We start from the raw sequence: 22,733 nt of genomic DNA, 5'->3' as shown, positions 1-22,733 counted from the left end.
TGTTTTATATCAATAAGCCAATTATAGCGTAAAGTTCGTATCGTTGCATGCCAACTATTACCTTCTGTTGTTGCGAGGAGCGATATTTATTGGGTATTATTAAATATGAAGGAACAATAAAAAAATGGGGTTAAAATTTTATGAAAAATCCATATTTATATGGTTATTTACCGTTATTTACGATTTTACTTTTTAGTTTAACATTTGGTATTTATGCTGTTTCAGAATCGATGAACTTATTTCAAGCAATTGGTGTATATGCAGGCATGCGAGAGTTTTTATCGGATATGGAGCTAAAAGTATTTTTACTTATACTGTTTGCGCTCTGTTTTTTTATGCTTTTTTCAGCGCTCAAGCTTATAGGAGAAACCATTCATGAACTGGGCATGTTATTTTTCTCGAAGGATCAAAACGGAGAAACGATGAGTGTAGCACGTGGAGGTTACGTCATTTTATTTTTTGGGGCGTTACTATCAGCAGCGGGTATCCAGTCACTAGCCTTATTAATTAGTATTTTTGTTGTAACAGTAGCCACTTATTTTGTGTACACAGTATATAAAATGAGTCATTTTATGAGCTTAACGGGACTGATTGGATTAATCTTTTTTGAAATTTTATTTTGGACGCTATTTAGTACAGTGATTGTATACATCGTCATCAAGTTATACAATGGAGTAATTGCTAGTTTACCGTTTGTATAGAGAGATGAAAGAAAGCATTTATAACGTCATATAGACGTTATAAATGCTTTTTCTTTTTTTTTTTGAAATTAAAATTATTTCACAAAAAATATTGTATTTTTAGAAAATTAAGTATATTCTAGGGGAGGTTGGACCATTAGAGTTTACTTATGATGTAAACAGGCGTTTAAGTTTTAATATTTTACAATGTTCAATCTTTTTTGAGTAAATTGGTTGGACCTATTATGGTGGGGTGGAAAGAAAATGAGTTACATCGAACAATTAAAAGCGATTCTTCCAACTGATCAAGTCACAACGAATGAAGTCATGTTGGAACAACACAGTAAGGATGAGTCGTATCACAAGCCACATTTACCGGATGTGGTAGTGTTTCCGAGGACAACAGAAGAGGTTAGTAAAATATTACAGTTTGCGAATGAACGCAAAATTCCAGTAGTACCATTTGGTCTTGGGACGAGCTTAGAAGGACATGTTATTCCGTATAATGGTGGAATATCGCTTGATATGTCTTTAATGAATGAAGTATTGGAAATTCGCAACGATGACTTTTTAGTACGTGTTCAGCCTGGGATTACGCGAACACAGCTGAATAAACAATTAAAGAAATTTGGTTTATTTTTCTCTGTAGATCCAGGGGCAGATGCGACACTCGGAGGAATGGCTGCGACAAATGCAAGTGGTACAACCTCTGTTAAATATGGCATTATGCGTGATCAAGTACGTGATTTAGAAGTTGTACTAGCAGATGGACGCATTATTCGTACAGGCGGTTTAGCAGCAAAATCTTCATCAGGTATTCATTTAAATGGGTTAATGGTCGGTTCAGAGGGGACATTAGGGGTTATTACAGAATTGGTCTTACGTGTTTATGGAATTCCAGAAAAAATTATGGCGGCTCGTGCTACATTCCCAACAGTACAGCAAGCAGTTGATGCTGTCGTTGCCATTACAGCGGCGGGTATTCCGATGGCGCGTATGGAACTTGTAGATCAGCGCAGTATCCAATTAGTGAATGCTCATTCGGACGTTTCATTTGAAGAAGCACCAACATTATTTTTAGAATTCCATGGTAATGAAGCGGGGCTAAATGCAGATATTGCATTTGCACAAGAAATTTTGCAAGATATCGGCTGCCTGAATTTTGCCTTCGAACAAGATGAAAAAGCCCGCAATCATTTATGGGAATTACGTCATAATCTTGCCTATACGTATATTCACTCTTCACCTAGAAAGAAATTGATGACAACAGATGTAGTTGTACCAATAAACTCATTACCGGAGGCGATTGAAAATACACGTGCCAAAATTGATAGCATGCAAATGGAAGCAGGAATTGTTGGGCACGTAGGGGATGGCAATTACCATGTACTATTAATGATTGATTTATCCAGTGAAGAAGAGATTCAATTAGCAAAAGAGTTGAATGAACATATAGTAGAGTTTGCCTTATCTAAAGGGGGAACATGTACAGGTGAGCATGGTGTGGGTGTAGGTAAAGCTAAATACCAGTCAGCTGAACATGGCGTAGCTTATGGGTTGATGAAACAAATTAAACATACATTTGATCCAAATAATATTTTGAATCCAGGAAAAATCTTTATCGACTAAGGGGAGGAAGAAGATGAGAAAGTTTCTATTAGGGGTATTGTTGTTATGTATAACGGTAATTGTAGCAGCTTGTGGCGGAGAGGATAATACGACTGCTAGTGATAGCGGTGACGGAGAAACATTCGTATTACAAGCGGGACATTCATTAGCTGAAGATCATCCATTTGAGCTAGCTATGCAAGAACTAGCGAAAAATGTGGAAGAAAAATCTGATGGTCGTTTAAAAATTGAAACGTTTCCACTAAGCCAGCTTGGAGCGGAGCGAGAGTTAATTGAAGGCTTAACATTAGGTTCAGTTGATTTAGTTGTTTCTACATCTGGCCCAATTATTAACTTTGTATCAGATTTTGGTGTATTAGATTTACCATTTTTATTTAACGACCGTGATGCGGCGGTAAAAGTATTAGAAGGTGACATTGGAAATGAGTTATTTGCTCAATTAGAAGGTGTTGGAATTATCCCGCTTTCTTGGGGGGAGAATGGTTTCCGTCATATGACAAACAGTGTTCGTCCTATACAAACACCAGATGATCTAAAAGGATTGAAATTCCGTACGCAAGAAAATAAGGTGTTTATTTCAGCATTTGAAAAGTTAGGTGCAAGTGCATCACCAATGGCATGGACAGAAGCATTAACAGCATTGCAATCAGGTGTAGTAGATGGACAGGAAAATCCTATTTTAGTTATTGATAGCTACAAATTATATGATGCAAATCAAAAGTATATGACATTAACAAGTCATGCTTATTCTTCTGCTGTCTTTATGTTAAGTGAGTCTACATACAATAAGTTACCTGATGACTTACGTGAGATTTTAATGGAAGAAGGCAAAAAAATCGGGGCTTATGAGCGACAATTAGTAATTGATAATGAAACAGAGGCTTTAGCCCGTTTAAAAGAAAATGGCATGGAAATTATTGAAGAGGTAAATGTGGAAGAATTCCGAAGCAAGATTGAAGCGCTTTACAATGAAACATCAAATAAAGAGTTGCTAGATCGCATTTTAGAACAGCAACAATAAACTTTTACACAAAATTAGATAAAAACGAGGAGAATATCTTCTCGTTTTTATTTGTCGTTTTTAGTGGGGAAGGATGGAAATATGATCAGTATTAAATAAATAAGAATGGAACAGGAGGGGTTGCGTAGTGAGAAAATTAATAGATAGCATGAATGCTGTCGTACATATTTTTTTAGTTTTATTAATGGCAGAGCTAGTCATTACAGTATTATGTCAAATTTTATTCCGCTTAGTATTAAATCAGCCTTTAGCGTGGACTGAGGAATTGTCTCGTTATTCGTTAATTTGGATTACATTTTTAGGGGCAGCTTATGCACTATCTAAGCGAGCACATATTGGCATGGAGTTACTTGTCGAAAGAGTAAGAGGGATGCTGAAAACCATCATGATTGTATTAGCGGGGATTATTTCCATGATGTTTTTCTTTATTATGATTAAAGAAGGGATCACCTTGTCAAATCAAGTCATGAATCAACCTTCGCCCGTCTTACAAATTCCAATGGGGCTAGTCTATGCGGTTGTACCAATCAGTGGAGTTATTTTAATGGTGAATTTATTAGATGTAACTGTTCAACAAATTAAAGAGGAGGCGAAGTAATGGATATTTTATTATTTATCGTATTACTTGTATTATTTATTATTAATGTTCCAATTGCGGTAGCCTTATCGATGACAGCAGTTATTTTTTTTACGATGCAAGGAAATGTACCATTAGTAGCGATTTTACAACGCATGTTTAACTCGGTTGATTCTTTTCCGCTACTAGCGATTCCATTTTTTATTTTAGCGGGAAAGCTGATGGAAAGTGGCGGTATTTCTCAGCGCCTGATTCATTTAGCCGAAGTGATGCTTGGTCGTGTGAAGGGTGGTCTTGCACTTGTATCGATCGTATCTTGTGCGTTTTTTGCAGCGTTATCTGGTTCAGCAGCCGCAACAACAGCAGCCGTGGGAGCGATTATGATTCCAGCAATGGTGAAAAAGGGCTATGATAAAAATTTCTCCACTGCCATTCAAGCTACTGGGGGGACAGTCGGTGTGATTATCCCACCGAGTGTGCCGCTTGTACTATTTGGTGTAACAGCAGGTGTATCCATTAGTGATCTGTTTATTGCTGGCATTATTCCGGGGATTTTTATTGTTATGCTACTCATGATGTTAGTTTATATCATCTCTCTTATGAAAGGTTATGGTGGTGGAGAGAAGCATAGTGTGAAAGAATTATTGATTGCATTAAAGGATTCCATTTTAGCTTTAATGATGCCAGTTATTATTTTAGGTGGGATTTATAGTGGATTCTTTACTGCAACAGAAGCAGCATTAGTAGCAGTAATATATGGGTTAATTGTTGGTGTATTCATTTATCGTGAAATTAAACTCAAAGATTTATTTGAAATCTTTTCATCATCTATGTTAATGAGTGCAACCATTTTGTATATTATTGCGGGTGCTTCTATTTTTGCTTATTATTTAACGCGTGAACGTATTCCTATGGAAATTACGGAAGCACTTCTAAGTTTAACGGATAACTGGATTGTTGCTTTATTAATAATTAACGTCATCTTGCTTGTGGTAGGAACTTTTATGGAAACAGCTGCAGCAATCCTCATTTTAACACCGATATTGGCACCGGTCGCTTCTGCATTAGGTATGGACCTTGTGCATTTTGGGATTATCATGATTGTGAACTTAGCTATTGGTTATATTACCCCACCAGTTGGTTTAAATCTATTTGTTGCTAATAAAATTGCTGGAACAAAATTCGAAGGAGTTATGAAAGCGATTGTACCGTTTGTTTGTGTCATGATTATTGGCGTACTTATTATTTCATTTATTCCGCAATTAAGCTTATTATTAGTAAAATAGTATTATTTTGTAAGGGTGTGACAAGTTGGTTCTAGAAATGAAGCCAAATCAAAAAGTTTATCAAGTGATTTTCAATAAAATAAAGGATTCCATTATGCAAGGGGAGCTTTTACCTGGTGAAAAGTTACCATCTGAGCGAGAGCTAGCAAATCGGTATAATGTGAGCCGCACATCGATTCGAGAGGCATTACGGGTGTTAGAGATGAGTGGTGTTGTGGAGATTAGGCATGGGGACGGCACGTTTATAAAAGCATCCAATGTCAATGCGGTCGTGGAAAGTTTATCAGATGTCATTATGAATACAGAAGATACGCTGATTTATGAAATGTTAGAAACAAGACTTGTATTGGAGTCGGAGTGTGCTTATTTTGCTGCGTTACGAGCGACGAGTCGAGATATTGAAAAAATTGGACGATGTATTGAAGAGATGCGTGTGGCAGATAAAGATACAGAACGCGGTGTACTAGCGGATTTACAATTTCATTATAGTATTGCAGAAGCAGCGCATAATTCCGTTTTGTTAGGGTTAGTTCAAACACTTGGGGGACATATGAAAAAGACCATTCAAGCAACGCGCAATCACCGTTTTGCACGTGATGGGCTATACGAAGAAACATTTAATGAGCATAGAGATTTGTTTTTAGCGATTAGTCGTAGGGATGCTCATGGTGCTAAACAATTAATGATTCAACACATAACAAAAATTCGTCAAGAAATGTCAGAAGTTGCTTTAGAAAATTATCATCAACAACAAGAGTAAAGAAAGGGTGGAGAAAAACGATAATGTTTTTCCCCACTTTTTTTAAAGATTAATATAAACATTTTCAAATTGAAAGCGTGTTTAGGTCTAGCGTCTAGCCCCTCGTGACGTTTTGAAAAGAGGGAGAATATAAAATAAAATAGCAGAGTCGCGTAAAAACCCCCTAACACACAAAAACCACTCTTATGCGTAAGGATGGTCTCATTAAAAGGGTGTCTAGGCATTCGCGCCAAAATTTATTTTGCGACGAAATCGTAAGCGGGCGCTTGCGCTTTTCTTAATCCATAATAGCATTGAACAGTTTAAAGTGAATTTTATCATTTTCAAGCGACTGCATATTACGTGGTTCATCGTAGCCGATCCAAATGGCGGTTGTATAATTTTCCGTCAGTCCAGCTAACCAAAAGTCTTTGAAATCATTTGTTGTACCTGTTTTGGCGCCTATATACGAAGTATTAGTATATAGTCCTTTACCAGTTCCTTTATAGACAACATCTGTTAATAGGCTACGCATATGGCGTACGGTTTTAGCAGACCAAATAGTATCGCGTTCTTTCGGCCATTCATATAACATATTTCCGTCTAAATCTGTAACTTTCCGAATAGCATGTGCTTCACTATAGCTTCCATCTATAAAACTCGTATAAGCATCAGCCATTTCAAGAGAGGTCACCCCGTAAGTTAAACCACCTAGAGCGGCAGCATAGTTACGGTCTTCATCGACAATGGAACGGAAATGAAAGCGGTCAATATAGCTAAATGCTGGCTCAAGACCAACTTGCTTTAATAACCGAAGTGCGCTTGTGTTGTAACTCCAACTAAATGCGGTCGAAAGGGATACATGACCATAAACGCTACCACCATAGTTTTCTGGACAAAAGTTGCCTACACAGTAATGCCCTCCGCTAATGGTAGAAGATGGTGTGTAGCTCAATAGTTCAATCGCAGGTGCATAATCGATTAATGGTTTAAAGGCAGATCCTGGTTGACGCGGTGTTTGGTAGGCACGATGTAAATTATGCTTTTCATAATTGCGTCCAGCGAAAATGCTAATAATCTCTCGCGTTTCATTGTCAATCACGGTGGCACTTGCTTCCATATCATATGGGGATAAAATGTGATTCATTGCTTGTTCATCGGCTGCCTGTTTTTCTGGCTGTAATGCTGTATGAATGATAATGCCGTTTACAAACATGTCATCAATGATAGTATCAAGTTGTGATGAAATGAGCTGACGATCTTCTGCTGTTTTTGCCTTCGTCAGTTGTTCTTCCAATCCTTCGTGATGTGCGACGAGCCAGCGTAATTCTTGTAATACGTATGTGCTATAGGCGGGGTACTGTTGAATTTTCTGTTTTACTTGTAATTCGATCGGCTGCGCTTTGAAGTTTTCGGCTTCACTAGTCGAGAGAATCGCATGTTTCGCTAATGTATCAAGTAAGCGTTCTTGTCGTTCTTTCGTCTTATCAAAATTCTTTAGTGGATCATACAGGCTCGGGTTATTTGGAATGGCTGCGATAAAGGAAATTTCCGCTATTGTTAGTTTAGCTAGTGGGCGCCCAAAATAATAAGTGGCTGCACTTGCCATTCCGTAAACTTGATTACCGAAATACATTTCATTTAAATACATTTCTAAAATTTCATCTTTACTGTACATCTGTTCTAGCTCGTAAGCATAAAACAATTCCATTAGCTTACGTTCATATGTTTTTTCTTCCGATAAATAGCGCATACGGACGAGCTGCTGCGTAATGGTACTGGCCCCTTGTTGAATCGATTGTTCCGCTGAATTCGCCATAACAGCACGGGCAATCGCCGTTACATCAAAGCCAATATGATTAAAGAACTCCGTATCCTCACTATAAACGAAAATATCTTTTACAATTTGCGGAAATTCTTCAAACGGAAGTGGTTCACGCCACTCTACGTATTCCTCGTTAAAAATGTGGTCATTGCGATCTAATAATGTAACGGGCAGTTGTGCCTGTACTTGTGGCAAGTGAATGGATGCCTCCATTTTCTCCTCATGTGTTTTAGCAATCACGATTTCCTTCCATACTTCACTTCCGAAGAGTAATAGTAGTGGAATGGAACAAAGTATAAGGAAATAACCAAAAATTTGTTTCATATTCCTTCCTCCAACAGTTCGCTTCCATGCAAATATAACATATATTTACTATTCGTTATACGTGATTTTTGAGTAAGTCCTCTACATATTGCTTCGGCATTTTTTGGATGAAGTACACAATAAGAAAGGCACTGAAAAAAAGTAGACCGGTTGAATAAAAGACAGTAGGGATACTCCAGATGCCACTAATTACACCACCAAGAATAGGACCTAAAATATTTCCTAGGAAACGAAAGCTTTGGTTATAGCCCATTATTTCACCTTGTACTTCGATGGGTGCTTCACGGCGAATAAGCGCGGATGTGACAGGAATTAAACCACCTGCAACAATACCGAACAGTAGACGAAGTGTCATCAGTTGCCAAAGTGCTGTCACGATTGCTTGCGGCACAATAAACACTACACAAGCAATCAGTAAATACGTTAATACTTTTTCATATCCGATCCGATCACTTAATTTCCCCCAAAATCTTGCAAATAAAATATTTCCAAGTCCAGTTGCACTGAATGTGATCCCCGCAAGTAATGCTACTTCTTCTGTTGCTGTTAAATGTGATACATAAAGGGAAAGCAGTGGTTGAATGCTAAAGTTTCCAATTTGAATAAGCGTCGTAATGAGCATGACATTTAAAAGTAAACGATGATGAAAAATGGCCCAGATGACATTTTTTCGTGAGTAAATGGCCGATTTTTTCTTTTGTTCTACTTTTGGTTCATGCACACCAATCATAATGATCATAGCAGCAATAGCAATGGCAATCGCCGTAAAAATAAAGGTATAGCTAAAGCCAACTGCATCTGCTACCGCACCACCAATTACTGGACCAAAAAGGGTACCTCCAACACTGCCCATTTGCAATGTACCGAGCGTTTTTCCTGCAATTTCTTTTGATGTATGTTTGCTAATAAACGCCATCGATGTAGGAATGAATCCTGTTACAATCCCCATCAATAAACGCAATAAGAAAAACTGCTCGACATTTTGCACGTAACCCATTAAAAAAATACTAATTGCAACCCCGAAGCAGTTTATAATCATAATAGGTTTATAGCCATATTTGTCTGCAATTCTTCCCCAAATAGGTGACATTAAAAAAGCCGTCATAAATGTTGCAGCGAAAATAAGCCCCGCCCATTTTTGTACATAGCTTTCTGTGAAATGACCGAGTGTATTTATATAAAGTGATAAGAACGGCATAATCATCGTGGCAGAGGCAGCTACTATAAAATTGGCAATGAAAATAATCGTAAAATTGTGTTTTCTATTTTGCATCGATTTTGATACTTCCTATCTATTTTGAACGTTCTATTTAGTATAAGTTATTTCGTGAGGCGAATGAAGTAGTTTTTTAATCGGAAAAATTGTGAAGGTATGGTAAACTTAATCGAGGTATGCAACACCTATATTTATTTAAAGGAGAGACAAGCATGTTTCCACAATTATCAAAAGAATTAAATGCTGGCGAAGTACTAGTAGAAATGAAAACAACAATGGGTGATATTAAAATTAAATTATTCCCACAACATGCACCTAAAACGGTTGACAACTTTTTAGGTCATGCTAAATCAGGTTACTATAACGGTATTATCTTCCACCGTGTCATTCCAAAATTCATGATTCAAGGCGGCGACCCAACTGGTACAGGTATGGGCGGTGAATCTATCTGGGGTGGTACATTTGAAGATGAATGTGTACCCGAGTTATTAAATATTCGCGGTGCCTTATCAATGGCAAACGCGGGTCCTGGCACAAATGGTTCTCAATTCTTTATCGTACAAGCGCCTCAAGTAGAAGTGTCAATGTTAAAGCAAATGGAAGTACGTGGCTGGTCTAAAGAAGAGGTAGATGTCTACAAGAAAAACGGTGGTACACCTTGGTTAGATGGCAAACATACAGTATTTGGTCAAGTAATCGAAGGTATGGACGTTGTTGACAATATTACGAACGTTGACCGTGATATGCACGATAAACCAAAAGAAGATGTTAAAATTGAATCGATCACTGTTTTTGAATAATAACGAAAGAAGTGTGAGATGATGGATCAATTCATCCTCAATTGGGGTTTCCTATATTTCCCAGAAGATAAGTCCACTTATCTTCCAGCTGCCATTGAAATGATGTTGCTATTTGTAGTCGTGTTTTTAATATTTAAATGGCTACGTAAAAATTCAGCAAAACAAGCGGCAGAAGCAAAAAAGCTTGAAGAACGTGCATTAGAAGAGCGTGATAAGCGTATGGAAAAGGAAAAAGAAAAAGAAAATGCCTAGAAAAAAGCTTCCGAAGCTTATGCTGCTTTGGAAGCTTTTTTATTTGAGAGCCTTAATTTTGAAGTGCCTTTTTAAATCGTTCTACACCGTCTTGGATTGTTTCAAACGGAGCAGCGACATTCATACGTAAGAAACCGCGACCTGCCTCACTATATTTTGTCCCTGGATCTAGCGCCAGTTTCCCAATTGTTAGCAGTCGATGCATCATATCTTTTTCTTCGATACCTGTCTCTCGGTAATCAATCCAAATGAGATAGGTTGCTTGTGGTTTCTGAATGTGAATGCCTGGAATTTTTGTGAGCTCTTCTATAACATAATCCATATTTTTTGATAAATAAGTGCGTAATTCATCTAGCCAAGCATCACCTTCTGTATAGGCTGCTTCTATTGCTGTTGAAACGAACGCATTTAATTCGAAAAGACCATGTGCGACACCGTACTGCTCCAATGTGTGTTTTAATTGCATATTAGATGAAACCGTCATCGCTGCTTGAATCCCTGCGATATTAAATGTTTTCGTAGGGGCAATACATGTAATAATGTTCGCTTCATTTGCTCGTGCGACCGTGAGTAATGGAATATGCTTGTTGTCATCAATGAGCAAATCCGCATGAATTTCATCAGATAAAATGAACACATCATGTTGAATCGCAAGCTCTACAATTTTTTCAAGGTCTTGCTGTGACCATGTCATACCGCCAGGATTATGTGGGTTACATAAAATATACATTTTTGCTTCTTTAAAGGCCGCTTCTAACGTCTCAAAATTAAAGCGATATGTGCCGTTTTCTTCATGTAAATCACACATGATTAAATCGCGTTTTTGGTTTTTCGGTACGTTAAAGAATGGTGGGTAAATCGGTGTGGAGACAACAATTTTATCATTCGGCTCTGTAAAGGCACTGACGATATTAGCAATTGCTGGTACGACACCGCTATGGAAAAGCATTAAATTTGGATCAACTGTCCAATTATGACGACGCTCAAACCAAGAGACAATGGCATTTTTACAATGATCATCGACAAGTGAATAACCGAAAATAGGATGTTCTAGTCTTTTATGTAAAGCGTCTATTACAGCTTGAGGGGGAGCAAAATCCATATCAGCTACCCACATCGCTAATAGTTCGGAAGTATCGTCCATATTGTAAACCTTCTCCATTTTATCCCACTTTAGCGAACGTGTATTTCTACGTGGATAAATTTGATTAAAAACTGACATACTATCACTCTTTTCTTTTTGTTAGTCTTACATATATGTTATCATACGAAATAGTAGAAAGAGTAGTCAGGGGAGTTATTGTGGAAAATATTGAAATGAATAAAAAGGCAGTTTGGATGCTTCTGCATTGGGACCCTTTTAAAATAGGTAAAGATGGTTATGATACAGAGACAGCGGATGTAGTAGCAGCATTACAGGGAATAGATAATCCGAGCGATTTAGCGAAGGTGATTCAAAATGTTTACGAACATTCATTTGAACAGTGGATTCCGTTTGAAGAATGTGTCGAAATGGCTCGTAAACTAATTGCGGTAAAATTTGAAGCCAAATGTATCATTTAGAAAGATACGATTTGAATAAGGTAGTTGAGATAAGGGCGTATTTTTGATGCGATTCATATGAACAGATACTCGGTGATTTAGGGGGTGTCTCGAAAGTTTTTACTTTCGGGACATCCCCTTCACTTCTGAATAAATATCTACTAAAAACATTGTTCCTTCGGTGTCTTCGTTATAAGCCGTCCATTAAGTTAGAAGCAGGTACTTCTAAGACATTTGATAATTTTAAAATTGTTTGTACCGAAGGCGTTAACTCACCGTTCTCATACATGGCTAATTTTTCAACCCCAACTTGCGTTTTTTTAGATAAATCTTCTAACGACCAATTGCGTTCTTCGCGTAGCTGTTTTAATAAATCATGTAATTTCATCGTCATAAAGCGAGCACATCCTTTCGATTTCAGTTTGTTATAGTTATTATAATACGAGCTGATTTATAAATAGCTTTCACATTTTGTCTAAAAATTGAAAATTAAAAGTCGTCTTCATAAAACGATATGAAGACGACTTTTAACTTATGCGAATGCCTGGCGAACCAATATAACGATGATTGCAATTGGTGCAATATAACGAACGATTAGTAGCCACGTTTTAAAAAGGAATGGGGAAGATTGGAATTCTTCCTGTGAGATTTTCTTTGAGTAATGGAAGCCAGCAAATAGTGAAATAAGTAATGCACCAATCGGCATCATAATACTATTTGTTAAATAATCAGCAAAGTCAAAGAAGTTTTTACCCATAATGGTAAAGTCACTCATAATACCATATGATAAGGCACTTGGAATTCCGACAATAAAAATAATTGTGGCGAAAAGCCATGAAGCACGTTTGCGCGCCTGTGTTTTCTTACCCACACCAATTGATACAACAACCTCTAATAATGCAATAGATGAAGTAATTGTTGCAAATAACAGTAAAATGAAGAAGATGATTAAAAATAAACCGCCCATCGGCAATTGTTCAAATACAGCAGGAATCATAATAAATACAAGTCCAGGTCCTTGCTCAGGCGAATAACCAAGTGCGAAAACCGCTGGGAAAATAACAAGTCCAGCTAAAATCGAAATCGCAATATTCATAATCGCTACATTACGTGCAGAGCTCACAATATTTTCTGTACGTGGTAAATAGGAAGAATACGTAATCATGGCCGATACACCGACACTTAAAGAGAAAAATGCTTGGCCAAGTGCAAGTAACAATGTTTTCGCATTTAAGTATGACCAATCGGGTACAAACATAAATTTAATACCTTCCATTGCACCATCTAATGTAATCGAGCGAATGAACAATAGAATAAAGAAGATAAACAGTAAAGGCATCATCCATTTACTTGCTACTTCAATACCACCTTTAATACCAGCTTGTACAATTAATAGTGTCAACAACATAAACGCGCCTTGTGCCATTAATACTTCTACTGGGTTTGAAATAATTTCACCAAATAAGGCAGCGAAATCTAAACCTTGCCCTGTTAAACTCATCGAAATCGCACGGAATAAATAACTTAAAATCCAGCCACCTACAACACTGTAGAACGATAAAATTAAACCACACGCTACTAGACCTAACCAACCAATCATATACCAAGGTTTACTTGGTGCTTGCGCTTTAAATGAATTAATCGGATCGAGTTGACCGCGTCGACCAATCATGAACTCTGCAATTAAAATGGGAAGACCAATAAATACAGTACATAAAATGAAAAGAAAGATAAAAACACTTCCCCCATTTGTACCAGCCATATACGGGAATTTCCAAATCGCTCCGAGACCGATTGCACTACCAGCAGCTGCTAATATAAATCCAATCTTAGAGGCGAATTGATCTCTAGATGACAAACATAAAACCTCCTTAAAAATCAAAAACAGTATTCATTCTATCGTACTTTATAATGAAAACAAAGTCATTTTTCTAAAAAATTTTAAAATTTTTTAGAATATTTCGTAGTGTGTAAAAAATTATTGTAAAAAAGTAAAAAAAGAGAACATGTAGGTACGTGTAGGACATTCTTTGTGAGGAATGTTTTGATATGTTATAATTTAACATGACGATTTCGTAGATAAAGTATAGAGAAAGTAGGAACAAAGCTATGGCAAAAAAATATGAAGTAGGTGAAGTGTTAACTGGTAAAGTAACGGGAATCCAACCGTACGGTGCATTTGTTGCGTTAGATGAAAATACGCAGGGACTTGTTCATATCTCAGAAATTACGTATGGGTTTGTAAAGGATGTACATGATTATTTAAACGTCGGGGATGAAATTACTGTAAAAGTACTTGAAGTAGATGATGATGCCAAGAAAATAAGTTTATCCATTCGAGTGCTACATGAAGCACCACAACAAAGAAAGCGTGAACAAGTACCGCGTAGATCGCTTCAAGACCGTGTAGATGAGGCCGATGCAAATGGATTTCAGTTATTAAAAAGTAAATTACAAGATTGGATTAGTCAGTCAGGTGAATGATGTCAAAGAATGTGCTTATCATAAAGGATTAGCACATTCTTTTTAGTACTCGCAATGAGCAAAAATGCATCTTAAAAATACCAGTTAAATAGTAAAAGAATATGCATCATAGCCTCCGCGCTTTGCCACAGCCTACACAGGAGCTAAAACAGGCGCGGCCTGTTTGGATCTCCTGTTCCTGCTCCTGACGCTGCGCTTTCGTCGCAAAGAAAATCTTGGCTCCTGCGGCTATGGCGCGCTACGGCAAAAGTGAATACTTCTCAATATGCTAGAAAAATAGTTTTCTTCTCTAAAAGAAATCATTTTCTTTCCATTTGCATGTATAATTGCCCAGTATTTACTGTAATGAATGTGAATCTTTCATTATTTTTAGGCAACCGTTTTTTTATGAAACAATAGTTGCTTGTAGCGCAGGCGCGAGAGTGTAGCTGACGGCATGCGCCTTTCGCTACAGAGCAAAGCTTCCTACGGGAAAAGCGAGACAATCAAGACCCCGCAGGAGCGAAGGATGAGCGACGAGGAGGCTTGATCTCGCCCGTGGAAAGCGAGTGCCGGAGCGGAAAGCAATGGTTACTTAAATGGTAATATATGTTTTTAAATTTACTCGTTATGAGTTAGTAGATAAGAAAGTATGGAATTTAAGGAAATCCACATAAGCAAGAACATCATCTTGACCTATTTTGGTCGAGATGTGTCTTTCTAATTTTAACGATTAGTCAAGCATACATCTATAAAAGACGTTAGTAGTATGATGTGTTGTAAAAGGGGCTATTTTTTCTTCGTCATGCTACATAAGCGATAATGTCGTTAAAGGAGCGATGAGCAATGATTCCATATAAGCATGAACCATTTACTGATTTTTCAATGGAGACTAATCGTGCGGCGTATGCAAAGGGGCTCGATCTAGTCGAAGGATATTTAGGGAAGGAATATCCACTGATTATTGGTGGGGAACGTATTCTAACAAAAGAAAAAATTAGGTCGTATAATCCAGCGAAAAAAACGGAAGTAGTGGGGATTGTTTCGAAGGCGACAACAGCATATGCAGAACAGGCGATACAAGTAGCAGAAGAAACATTCAAAACGTGGAAAAAGGTAAATCCGAATGTTCGCGCTGATATTTTATTTAAGGCAGCTGCGATTATTCGTCGCCGAAAATTTGAGTTTTCGGCACTATTAACGAAAGAAGCAGGAAAGCCATGGCATGAAGCGGATGCAGATACAGCAGAGGCGATTGATTTTTTAGAATATTACGGTCGACAGATGTTACGTCTGAAAGAAGGGCAAACCGTTGAAAGTCGACCGGGTGAGTTTAATCGTTATGATTATATCCCGTTAGGTGTGGGCATTATTATTTCGCCATGGAATTTTCCGTTAGCGATTATGGCAGGTACAACAGCAGCTGCCATTGTAACAGGGAATACAGTGCTATTGAAACCGGCATCGACTACTCCAGTCATTGCTTATAAGTTTGCAGAAGTTTTAGAAGAAGCAGGACTGCCACCTGGGGTATTGAATTTTGTGCCAGGAAGTGGTGCAGAAGTAGGCGATTATTTAATTGATCATCCGAAAACACGTTTTATTAGCTTTACAGGTTCTCGTGATATAGGGCTTCGCATTAATGAACGTGCAGCTAAACCGGCACAAGGACAAATTTGGCTCAAGCGTGTGATTGCGGAGATGGGTGGTAAAGATACCATTATCGTTGATAGTGATGCAGATTTAGAATTAGCCGCACAATCCATTGTAAAGTCTGCGTTTGGTTTTTCAGGCCAGAAATGTTCTGCATGTTCACGTGTTGTTATTGTAGGAAATGTCTATAATAAGGTGATAGAGCGTGTCGTTGATTTAACAAAAGAGCTTAAAATAGGTGACCCTGTTAATCCAGAACACTTTATGGCAAGTGTGATTGATGAAAAGGCGTTTCAAAAAATTACGGAGTATATTGAAATTGGAAAAGCGGAAGGAAAGCTCATGGTGGGTGGCGGTAGTGATGATTCGGTAGGGTATTTTATTGAACCAACTGTGTTCGTTGATGTTGATCCAACTGCACGGATTATGAAGGAAGAAATTTTTGGTCCTGTAGTAGCCATTACACAGGCAAACGATTTTACAGAGGCTATTGCGATTGCGAATGATACGGAGTATGGGTTAACGGGTGCGGTTATTTCGAATAATCGGATGCATATCGAGCAAGCCCGTGAGGATTTTCATGTCGGGAATTTATATTTTAATCGAGGCTGTACAGGTGCTATTGTAGGGTATCAACCATTTGGCGGATTTAATATGTCCGGTACGGATTCAAAAGCAGGTGGTCCCGATTACTTACAACTTCATATGCAAGCAAAAACAACGTCGGAAATGCTTTAAAATTCTTTGAAATGTAATGAATTTTGTATGATAGGATGAAAAAATATAGATCGAAAGTCACGTGTAGTGGTTTTTTTATTAGGATAAAATGTAAGTAAAACATGACAAAATAAATAATTTATAAAAAGTGTTCAAAATGTGACGAAATAGTAGCCAAATCTTGTATCAAGTATGTTACAATGTTGGCGATAATCAAATCACTATTAAATTTTAAAGAGGCGAAACTAATGGCTGAAAATTTAAACCTATTTACTTCAACACAGGATGTTATTAAAGATGCGCTAGGCAAGTTAGGGTACGACGAAGGGATGTATGAATTATTAAAAGAACCACTTCGTTTATTAACAGTTCGTATTCCTGTAAAAATGGACGACGGTACAACAAAAGTGTTCACTGGTTACCGTGCACAACACTCTGATGCTGTAGGACCAACAAAAGGTGGCGTACGCTTCCATCCAATGGTGAGCGAAGAAGAAGTAAAAGCACTTTCTATGTGGATGACGTTAAAATGCGGTATTGTAGATCTTCCATATGGTGGTGGTAAGGGTGGTATTATTTGTGACCCACGCCAAATGTCAATGGGTGAACTAGAACGTTTAAGTCGCGGATATGTACGTGCAGTGAGCCAAATCGTCGGACCAACGAAAGATATTCCGGCTCCAGACGTATTTACAAATGCACAAATTATGGCATGGATGATGGATGAGTATAGTCGCATGGATGAATTTAACTCACCAGGTTTTATTACAGGTAAACCAATCGTACTAGGTGGTTCGCAAGGTCGTGACCGTGCAACAGCTGAAGGGGTAACAATTGTTATTCAAGAGGCAGCAAAAAAACGCGGTATCGATATTCAAGGAGCACGTGTCGTGATTCAAGGCTTCGGTAACGCGGGTAGCTTCTTAGCGAAATTTATGAGTGATTTAGGTGCGAAAGTAATCGGTATTTCAGATGCTTACGGTGCACTACATGATCCAAACGGCTTAGATATTGACTATTTACTTGATCGTCGCGATTCGTTTGGTACAGTGACAACGTTATTTGAAAATACAATTTCAAACAAAGAGCTTTTAGAGCTTGATTGTGATATTTTAGTGCCAGCTGCCATTGAAAACCAAATTACTGCAGAAAATGCACATAATATTAAAGCAAGCATCGTAGTTGAGGCAGCGAATGGTCCAACAACAGCAGAAGCTACAAAAATTTTAACAGAGCGTGACATTCTGTTAGTACCGGATGTATTGGCGTCAGCTGGTGGTGTAACAGTATCTTACTTTGAATGGGTACAAAACAACCAAGGCTACTACTGGACAGAAGAAGAAGTGCGCGAAAAGTTATATCGTAAAATGGTAGATGCATTCGAAAACGTCTACACAACAGCAACAAATCGTAACATTAACATGCGCTTAGCGGCATATATGGTTGGTGTGCGTCGTACAGCAGAAGCATCTCGCTTCCGTGGATGGGTTTAATTATTATATAATAGAGAAGGGGCCGTCTGAAAAGACATTTTCAGACACCCCCTTTTTTACCTTAACGAGCAGTTAGAGAAATATTTGTAATTATCGTATGTTGTTGTTTATGTATTTTGTTGAACCGATGCATTCAAGAGAAATAAATCAAAAATACTTCATTTTAGTTGAAAAATAAAAGAAAAATGTGCAGTAGTGATAATGTAGATCCCGCTTCAAAGTACATATACGCATAATCGATAGTTCTTATGTTAATATGGAAAATGAGCATGTATATGGAAGGAGAGAAAAAATGAACACATTTTCGTTTTGGAATCCGGTGAAATTACACTTTGGCAAAGGGAGTATCGAACAATTAGCGAAAGAAGTAGCATCTTATGAAAAAATACTTGTTGTATATGGCGGTGGCAGCATTAAGCAAAATGGGGTTTATGAGGATGTCATGAACGCTTTAACGGGTAAGCAAGTATTTGAATTGTCAGGTGTTGAACCCAACCCGCGCGTGTCGACTGCTAGAAAAGGTGTTGCCATATGTAAGGAACAAGAAATAGATTTAGTATTAGCTGTCGGTGGTGGTTCGGTAATCGACTGCGCTAAGTTAATTGTAGCTGGGGCGAAGTCTGATGCGGATGCATGGGATCTCGTGATTCGCAAGGCGCCTGCAAACGAGGCATTACCATTTGGTACTGTGTTAACACTTGCAGCAACAGGCTCAGAGATGAACTCAGGTTCTGTTATTACAAATTTAGAAACAAAAGAGAAGTTTGGTTGGGGTAGTCCAGCGGTATTCCCGAAATTCTCTATTTTAGACCCAACCTATACTTTTACAGTACCGAAAGATCAACTCGTCAATGGTGTAGTAGATACGATGTCGCATATCTTCGAGCAATATTTTAATAATGCAACAAATACACCGCTTACAGATGAAATGAGTGAAGGAATTTTACGTACAATTATCGATGTGACACCAAAAGCGTTAACAGAGCCTGACAATTATGAGCATCGTGAAACATTAATGTTATCAAGTACGTTTGGTTTAAATAATTTCCTTTCCATGGGCTCACGTGGTGATTGGGCAACACATAATATTGAACATGCCATTTCTGCATACTATGATATTCCACATGCAGGGGGACTAGCTATCCTTTTCCCACATTGGATGCGTCATACTCTGCATGTAAATCCAGCGCGATTTGCAAGGCTTGCTGAAAAAGTATTTGGGGTGGAGCGTGGCCATCTCAAAGATGAGGAAATGGCGCTTGAAGGGATTAATCGTTTAAGTGCGTTTTGGAAGTCCATTGGTGCACCAAGCCGCCTAGCAGATTATAATATTGATGATCGTGATTTTGAAGGGATTATTGCACATACAGTATTAAATGGTCCTTTTGGGAACTTCAATAAATTAAATAGTGAAGATGTACGTGCTATACTTGTAGCGTCTTTATAGAAAAAAGCTCGGCGTTTTATGTGAAATGCCGAGCTTTAATTTATTCAGTTGGTTCGTGCTTCCACTGTGTAATACCATCTTCTTCGTCAAAAGAGAGTGTTACCTTTGTTACTCCTTTTTGTGCGAGAATCAGTTCGACTAAATGGTCACGTACATCGTCTAAGTAATCCAGTGATAAACTTTTATCTGTCTCAGCCACAACCTCGACATGTAAAAATTCCCCTTCTTTAATGACTTCGATCCGCGCGATATCAGATACATGGCGGTCTTCCATCACGAGATTCCCGATATGAATCATCATTTCTTCATCTGTTTCACCAATAGCGCCCCTTGCATTATCTAAAAATACACGACCGACTACATAGAACATCATTAGACCTATAATAATCGAAACTAGTCCCTCCAGACGATAAAAGCCTGTGAAGTAAGCGATCACGATGGCGGCGAAGGCAAGAACATTTCCGCTTGTTGCGACTAAATCTTCCATCCATACAAGCTTTGTGGCAGGTTTTGCGCGATTTAAATATTGTGCAGATTGCGGTATGGCCATCATTCCGGCTTTTTCTACTCCTACTTCATGTAGCACTTCTTTAGCGGCTTTGTGCAATACGAAGCCTTCCAAAATGATCCCGATTGAAAGAACCCCTAAAGCGATGAATATTCCGTGTGATTCAGTTGCTGGGTGTATAAAGTGATGCCACCCTTCTTTAATTGTTTCATATGAAAGAATAGCAACAATTAATACGGCTCCTAAGCAAACGAGATTGACCACTCGCCCGTAGCCGTTTGGAAACTTTGGGGTTGGTGCTTTCTTCGATAATGCAGAGCCGATATAAACGAAAAATTGGTTTGCTGCATCACCAAATGAGTGCATCATTTCTGCGAACATAGCTACATTTCCGGTAAAGAAAAATGCTGCTCCTTTAATAATCCCTAAAAATGTGTTGACGAATGCTGCGGCAAGTGAAGGTTTATTGCCGTTTTTTAACAACGAGAATAGTTCTCCCATACTGAGCCTCCATTAAGCTAAAAATTCGATTTCTACTGTTTCGATATACTCAAGTATGTGCAGTGTATTGTAAATCCAAAGCGTGTCTTTCGAAATAAGTGTAGACAGTCGTATATTTACCTCGTGTAAACGGTTGTTATGCCGATCAACTGAATCACGAATCCCTACATGTTCGATTGTCATATTATGTGCTCTCATTTGTTCTAATAATGTTGGTAATTGATTAATGTCCTTAATAACAACCCTTAATGACACTTCGCGCATACGTAATCGTCTTGGCCCTATTTTAATAAGAAATGGTGCAATTACTTCAATTCCGATAACAACAATAACGACTGTAACAAATGCTTGAAAATAAAACCCTGCACCAACTGCAATGCCAATCCCTGCTGCACCCCAAATCATCGCAGCGGTCGTTAAGCCCGTAATACTATCATTTCCTTTTCGTAAAATGACACCTGCGCCTAAAAATCCAATGCCACTCACGACTTGGGCAGCTAGACGTAGTGGATCCATTGTGATATTAATATCATCTCTTGCAGGTGTAGTATATGCTGTTTCGATTGAGATAATCGTCAATAAGCAACTAAAGGTAGCAATAACTAAGCTTGTTTTTAATCCGACTGGTTTCTTTTTTAGTTCTCTTTCAATCCCGATAATTAAACTTAAAGTCCCGGCAATCGTTAATTTTATTAAAATTTCCAGCGAAAGCGTATCATTTAATAAGAAATGCATGGGTGATCATCCTCTCTGTTATTTCGTGTTGCGAATCAATATACTTTATGTACAATAAGGTATAAGGTAGGTGTGGCATAAATGCTTAATAAAACAACGAAATCAATGAAACCGTATTTGGCGATTATAATAGGCGTTATTTCAGTTTCGTTGTCAGCAATCTTTGTAAAATTGGCGAGTGCAGAATCAGGGGTGATTGCTTTTTATCGTATGTTGTTTTCGGTTCTAATTATGAGTCCGTTATTTCTTATAAAGTATCGCCATGAGTTAAAGTTGCTAGAGAAAAGGGAGTGGCTGTTTTCTTCCATTGCAGGCATTTTTTTAGCATTCCATTTTATCCTCTGGTTTGAATCATTGAATTACACTTCTGTGGCAAGTTCTACAGTATTGGTGACGCTACAACCGCTATTTGCATTTATTGGGACATATATCTTTTTTAAAGAAAGAGCATCTTTTCAATCTATTGTAGCAGTTAGCGTAGCACTTGTTGGGAGTTTATTGATTGGCTGGGGAGATTTTCGGACCAGTGGTACTGCGCTTTATGGAGATATATTAGCGTTGATAGCCTGTGCACTAATTACAGGGTATCTACTATTTGGACAAGCTGTTCGTAATCGATTATCTTTGATGACCTATACAATGGTTGTTTATAGTGTAAGTACGATATGTCTTTTCATTTATGTATTATGCATGGGACAATCATTCGGGCCTTATGAAAAGACAGATTGGTTTTGGTTTGTTATGTTGGCAATTGTACCAAACTTACTAGGGCATACGTTATTTAATTGGTCATTGAAATGGGTGAGTACAAATACGATATCCATAGCAATCTTATTTGAGCCAGTAGGTGCTGCAATTTTAGCTTTATTTATTTTTAACGAAAAACTAATGGTCTCTCAAGTTGTTGGAGGTAGTATTATAATGGTTGGTATAGCGATGTTTGTAACAGATATAAAAAAAGTGAAAAGTTTTTTTGAGAAAAGTATTGCATAGGGCAGAAATATATTATATAGTATTACTTGTCCTTAACGAGACGCCAACACAAAAATTCAAGAGTGAATAAAATAGGTTGACAACAACTTGAGGATAAGTTATTCTATAAAAGTCGCTGCAGTTGAGTAGCGACAAACTGAACTTTGAAAACTGAACAAGCAAAACGTTAACAATAAATGTTTCTGAATAAGAAACAAAATTTTGGACATCGAACATGATGCCAGCAAATTTGAGCTTACTCAAATTCTTTTATGGAGAGTTTGATCCTGGCTCAGGACGAACGCTGGCGGCGTGCCTAATACATGCAAGTCGAGCGGACTTTCATTTGATGC

At 37.9% G+C, this 22,733-nt stretch carries 21 protein-coding genes and 1 rRNA gene; 15 read left to right on the top strand and 7 right to left on the bottom strand.

The genetic code is table 11. From position 1 onward, the window contains the following. Positions 1-140 precede the first annotated feature (140 nt). The 6 genes from AAGS61_RS14250 (at position 141) to AAGS61_RS14225 (ending at position 5,953) form a co-directional block, all read left to right on the top strand. Positions 141-701, top strand: a complete 561-nt coding sequence (locus AAGS61_RS14250; protein WP_391373171.1) for a YufK family protein — start codon at positions 141-143, stop codon at positions 699-701. Between the two features lie 243 nt (positions 702-944). Further along, positions 945-2,309 (top strand): FAD-binding oxidoreductase, encoded by a 1,365-nt coding sequence (locus AAGS61_RS14245; RefSeq protein ID WP_391373168.1) that lies wholly within the window; start codon positions 945-947, stop codon positions 2,307-2,309. 13 nt (positions 2,310-2,322) lie between these two features. After that, positions 2,323-3,330, top strand: coding sequence for a TRAP transporter substrate-binding protein (locus AAGS61_RS14240; RefSeq protein WP_391373167.1), 1,008 nt, complete (start codon positions 2,323-2,325; stop codon positions 3,328-3,330). Positions 3,331-3,457: 127 nt separating this feature from the next. Beyond that, entirely contained in the window at positions 3,458-3,928 is a 471-nt protein-coding gene (locus AAGS61_RS14235) for a TRAP transporter small permease (RefSeq protein WP_391373164.1), read from the top strand. After that, positions 3,928-5,193 carry a TRAP transporter large permease gene (locus AAGS61_RS14230; protein ID WP_391373161.1) on the top strand — a complete coding sequence of 422 codons (1,266 nt, stop codon included), beginning with the start codon at positions 3,928-3,930 and terminating at the stop codon, positions 5,191-5,193. The genes AAGS61_RS14235 and AAGS61_RS14230 overlap by 1 nt, the downstream gene beginning before the upstream one ends. A 37-nt stretch (positions 5,194-5,230) precedes the next feature. Continuing rightward, on the top strand, positions 5,231-5,953 hold the full coding sequence (locus AAGS61_RS14225) for a FadR/GntR family transcriptional regulator (protein WP_391373159.1): 723 nt from the start codon (positions 5,231-5,233) through the stop codon (positions 5,951-5,953). Positions 5,954-6,230: 277 nt separating this feature from the next. On the opposite strand, the gene AAGS61_RS14220 is transcribed toward AAGS61_RS14225, so the two are convergent. Both AAGS61_RS14220 and AAGS61_RS14215 read right to left on the bottom strand, forming a co-directional pair. Continuing rightward, the gene (locus tag AAGS61_RS14220; protein ID WP_391373156.1) at positions 6,231-8,081 is read right to left on the bottom strand and encodes a transglycosylase domain-containing protein; all 1,851 of its coding nucleotides are present in this window, start codon (positions 8,079-8,081) and stop codon (positions 6,231-6,233) included. 55 nt (positions 8,082-8,136) lie between these two features. Further along, a complete protein-coding gene (locus tag AAGS61_RS14215) occupies positions 8,137-9,354 on the bottom strand; it encodes an MFS transporter (protein ID WP_391373153.1) in 1,218 nt (405 codons plus the stop codon). A gap of 155 nt (positions 9,355-9,509) precedes the next feature. Here AAGS61_RS14215 and AAGS61_RS14210 point away from each other — a divergent pair, with 155 nt between their 5' ends. Both AAGS61_RS14210 and AAGS61_RS14205 read left to right on the top strand, forming a co-directional pair. Further along, positions 9,510-10,097 carry a peptidylprolyl isomerase gene (locus tag AAGS61_RS14210; RefSeq protein ID WP_391373150.1) on the top strand — a complete coding sequence of 196 codons (588 nt, stop codon included), beginning with the start codon at positions 9,510-9,512 and terminating at the stop codon, positions 10,095-10,097. A gap of 21 nt (positions 10,098-10,118) precedes the next feature. Further along, a complete protein-coding gene (locus AAGS61_RS14205; RefSeq protein ID WP_391373147.1) occupies positions 10,119-10,349 on the top strand; it encodes a hypothetical protein in 231 nt (76 codons plus the stop codon). Between the two features lie 52 nt (positions 10,350-10,401). On the opposite strand, the gene AAGS61_RS14200 is transcribed toward AAGS61_RS14205, so the two are convergent. Continuing rightward, on the bottom strand, positions 10,402-11,571 hold the full coding sequence (locus AAGS61_RS14200; protein ID WP_391373144.1) for a MalY/PatB family protein: 1,170 nt from the start codon (positions 11,569-11,571) through the stop codon (positions 10,402-10,404). 80 nt (positions 11,572-11,651) lie between these two features. On the opposite strand from AAGS61_RS14200, the gene AAGS61_RS14195 reads away from it, so the two are divergent. Beyond that, positions 11,652-11,912, top strand: coding sequence for a DUF1871 family protein (locus tag AAGS61_RS14195; RefSeq protein WP_391373141.1), 261 nt, complete (start codon positions 11,652-11,654; stop codon positions 11,910-11,912). A 169-nt stretch (positions 11,913-12,081) separates the two neighbouring features. Here the strand turns inward: AAGS61_RS14195 and AAGS61_RS14190 are convergent, their stop codons facing one another. Next, a complete protein-coding gene (locus tag AAGS61_RS14190) occupies positions 12,082-12,285 on the bottom strand; it encodes a helix-turn-helix domain-containing protein (protein WP_391373138.1) in 204 nt (67 codons plus the stop codon). Between the two features lie 138 nt (positions 12,286-12,423). Further along, entirely contained in the window at positions 12,424-13,749 is a 1,326-nt protein-coding gene (locus AAGS61_RS14185; RefSeq protein WP_391373136.1) for a sodium-dependent transporter, read from the bottom strand. 251 nt (positions 13,750-14,000) lie between these two features. Between AAGS61_RS14185 and yugI the strand changes: the two genes are divergently transcribed. The 4 genes from yugI (at position 14,001) to AAGS61_RS14165 (ending at position 19,664) form a co-directional block, all read left to right on the top strand. Next, positions 14,001-14,375: a S1 domain-containing post-transcriptional regulator GSP13 gene (gene yugI, locus AAGS61_RS14180; protein WP_391373133.1), complete on the top strand. Its 375-nt coding sequence runs from the start codon at positions 14,001-14,003 to the stop codon at positions 14,373-14,375. A gap of 825 nt (positions 14,376-15,200) precedes the next feature. Then, on the top strand, positions 15,201-16,745 hold the full coding sequence (pruA, locus tag AAGS61_RS14175; protein ID WP_391373130.1) for an L-glutamate gamma-semialdehyde dehydrogenase: 1,545 nt from the start codon (positions 15,201-15,203) through the stop codon (positions 16,743-16,745). Between the two features lie 227 nt (positions 16,746-16,972). Further along, entirely contained in the window at positions 16,973-18,217 is a 1,245-nt protein-coding gene (locus tag AAGS61_RS14170) for a Glu/Leu/Phe/Val family dehydrogenase (RefSeq protein ID WP_391373127.1), read from the top strand. 292 nt (positions 18,218-18,509) lie between these two features. After that, a complete protein-coding gene (locus AAGS61_RS14165; protein ID WP_391373124.1) occupies positions 18,510-19,664 on the top strand; it encodes an iron-containing alcohol dehydrogenase in 1,155 nt (384 codons plus the stop codon). A gap of 40 nt (positions 19,665-19,704) precedes the next feature. On the opposite strand, the gene AAGS61_RS14160 is transcribed toward AAGS61_RS14165, so the two are convergent. Next, the gene (locus AAGS61_RS14160) at positions 19,705-20,673 is read right to left on the bottom strand and encodes a cation diffusion facilitator family transporter (protein ID WP_391373121.1); all 969 of its coding nucleotides are present in this window, start codon (positions 20,671-20,673) and stop codon (positions 19,705-19,707) included. 12 nt (positions 20,674-20,685) lie between these two features. Then, complete coding sequence (locus AAGS61_RS14155) at positions 20,686-21,408, bottom strand: MgtC/SapB family protein (protein WP_391373118.1); 723 nt, start codon at positions 21,406-21,408, stop codon at positions 20,686-20,688. Between the two features lie 81 nt (positions 21,409-21,489). Between AAGS61_RS14155 and AAGS61_RS14150 the strand changes: the two genes are divergently transcribed. Together AAGS61_RS14150 and AAGS61_RS14145 are read left to right on the top strand one after the other, a co-directional pair. Further along, positions 21,490-22,401, top strand: a complete 912-nt coding sequence (locus AAGS61_RS14150) for a DMT family transporter (protein ID WP_391373115.1) — start codon at positions 21,490-21,492, stop codon at positions 22,399-22,401. Positions 22,402-22,649: 248 nt separating this feature from the next. Further along, a 16S ribosomal RNA gene (locus AAGS61_RS14145) occupies positions 22,650-22,733 on the top strand; the annotation flags it as partial.

Origin of the sequence: Lysinibacillus sp. KU-BSD001, from assembly GCF_042920265.1 — a bacterium.
Lineage (GTDB): Bacteria > Bacillota > Bacilli > Bacillales_A > Planococcaceae > Lysinibacillus_B.
This window is presented reverse-complemented; position numbering and strand designations above follow the sequence as displayed.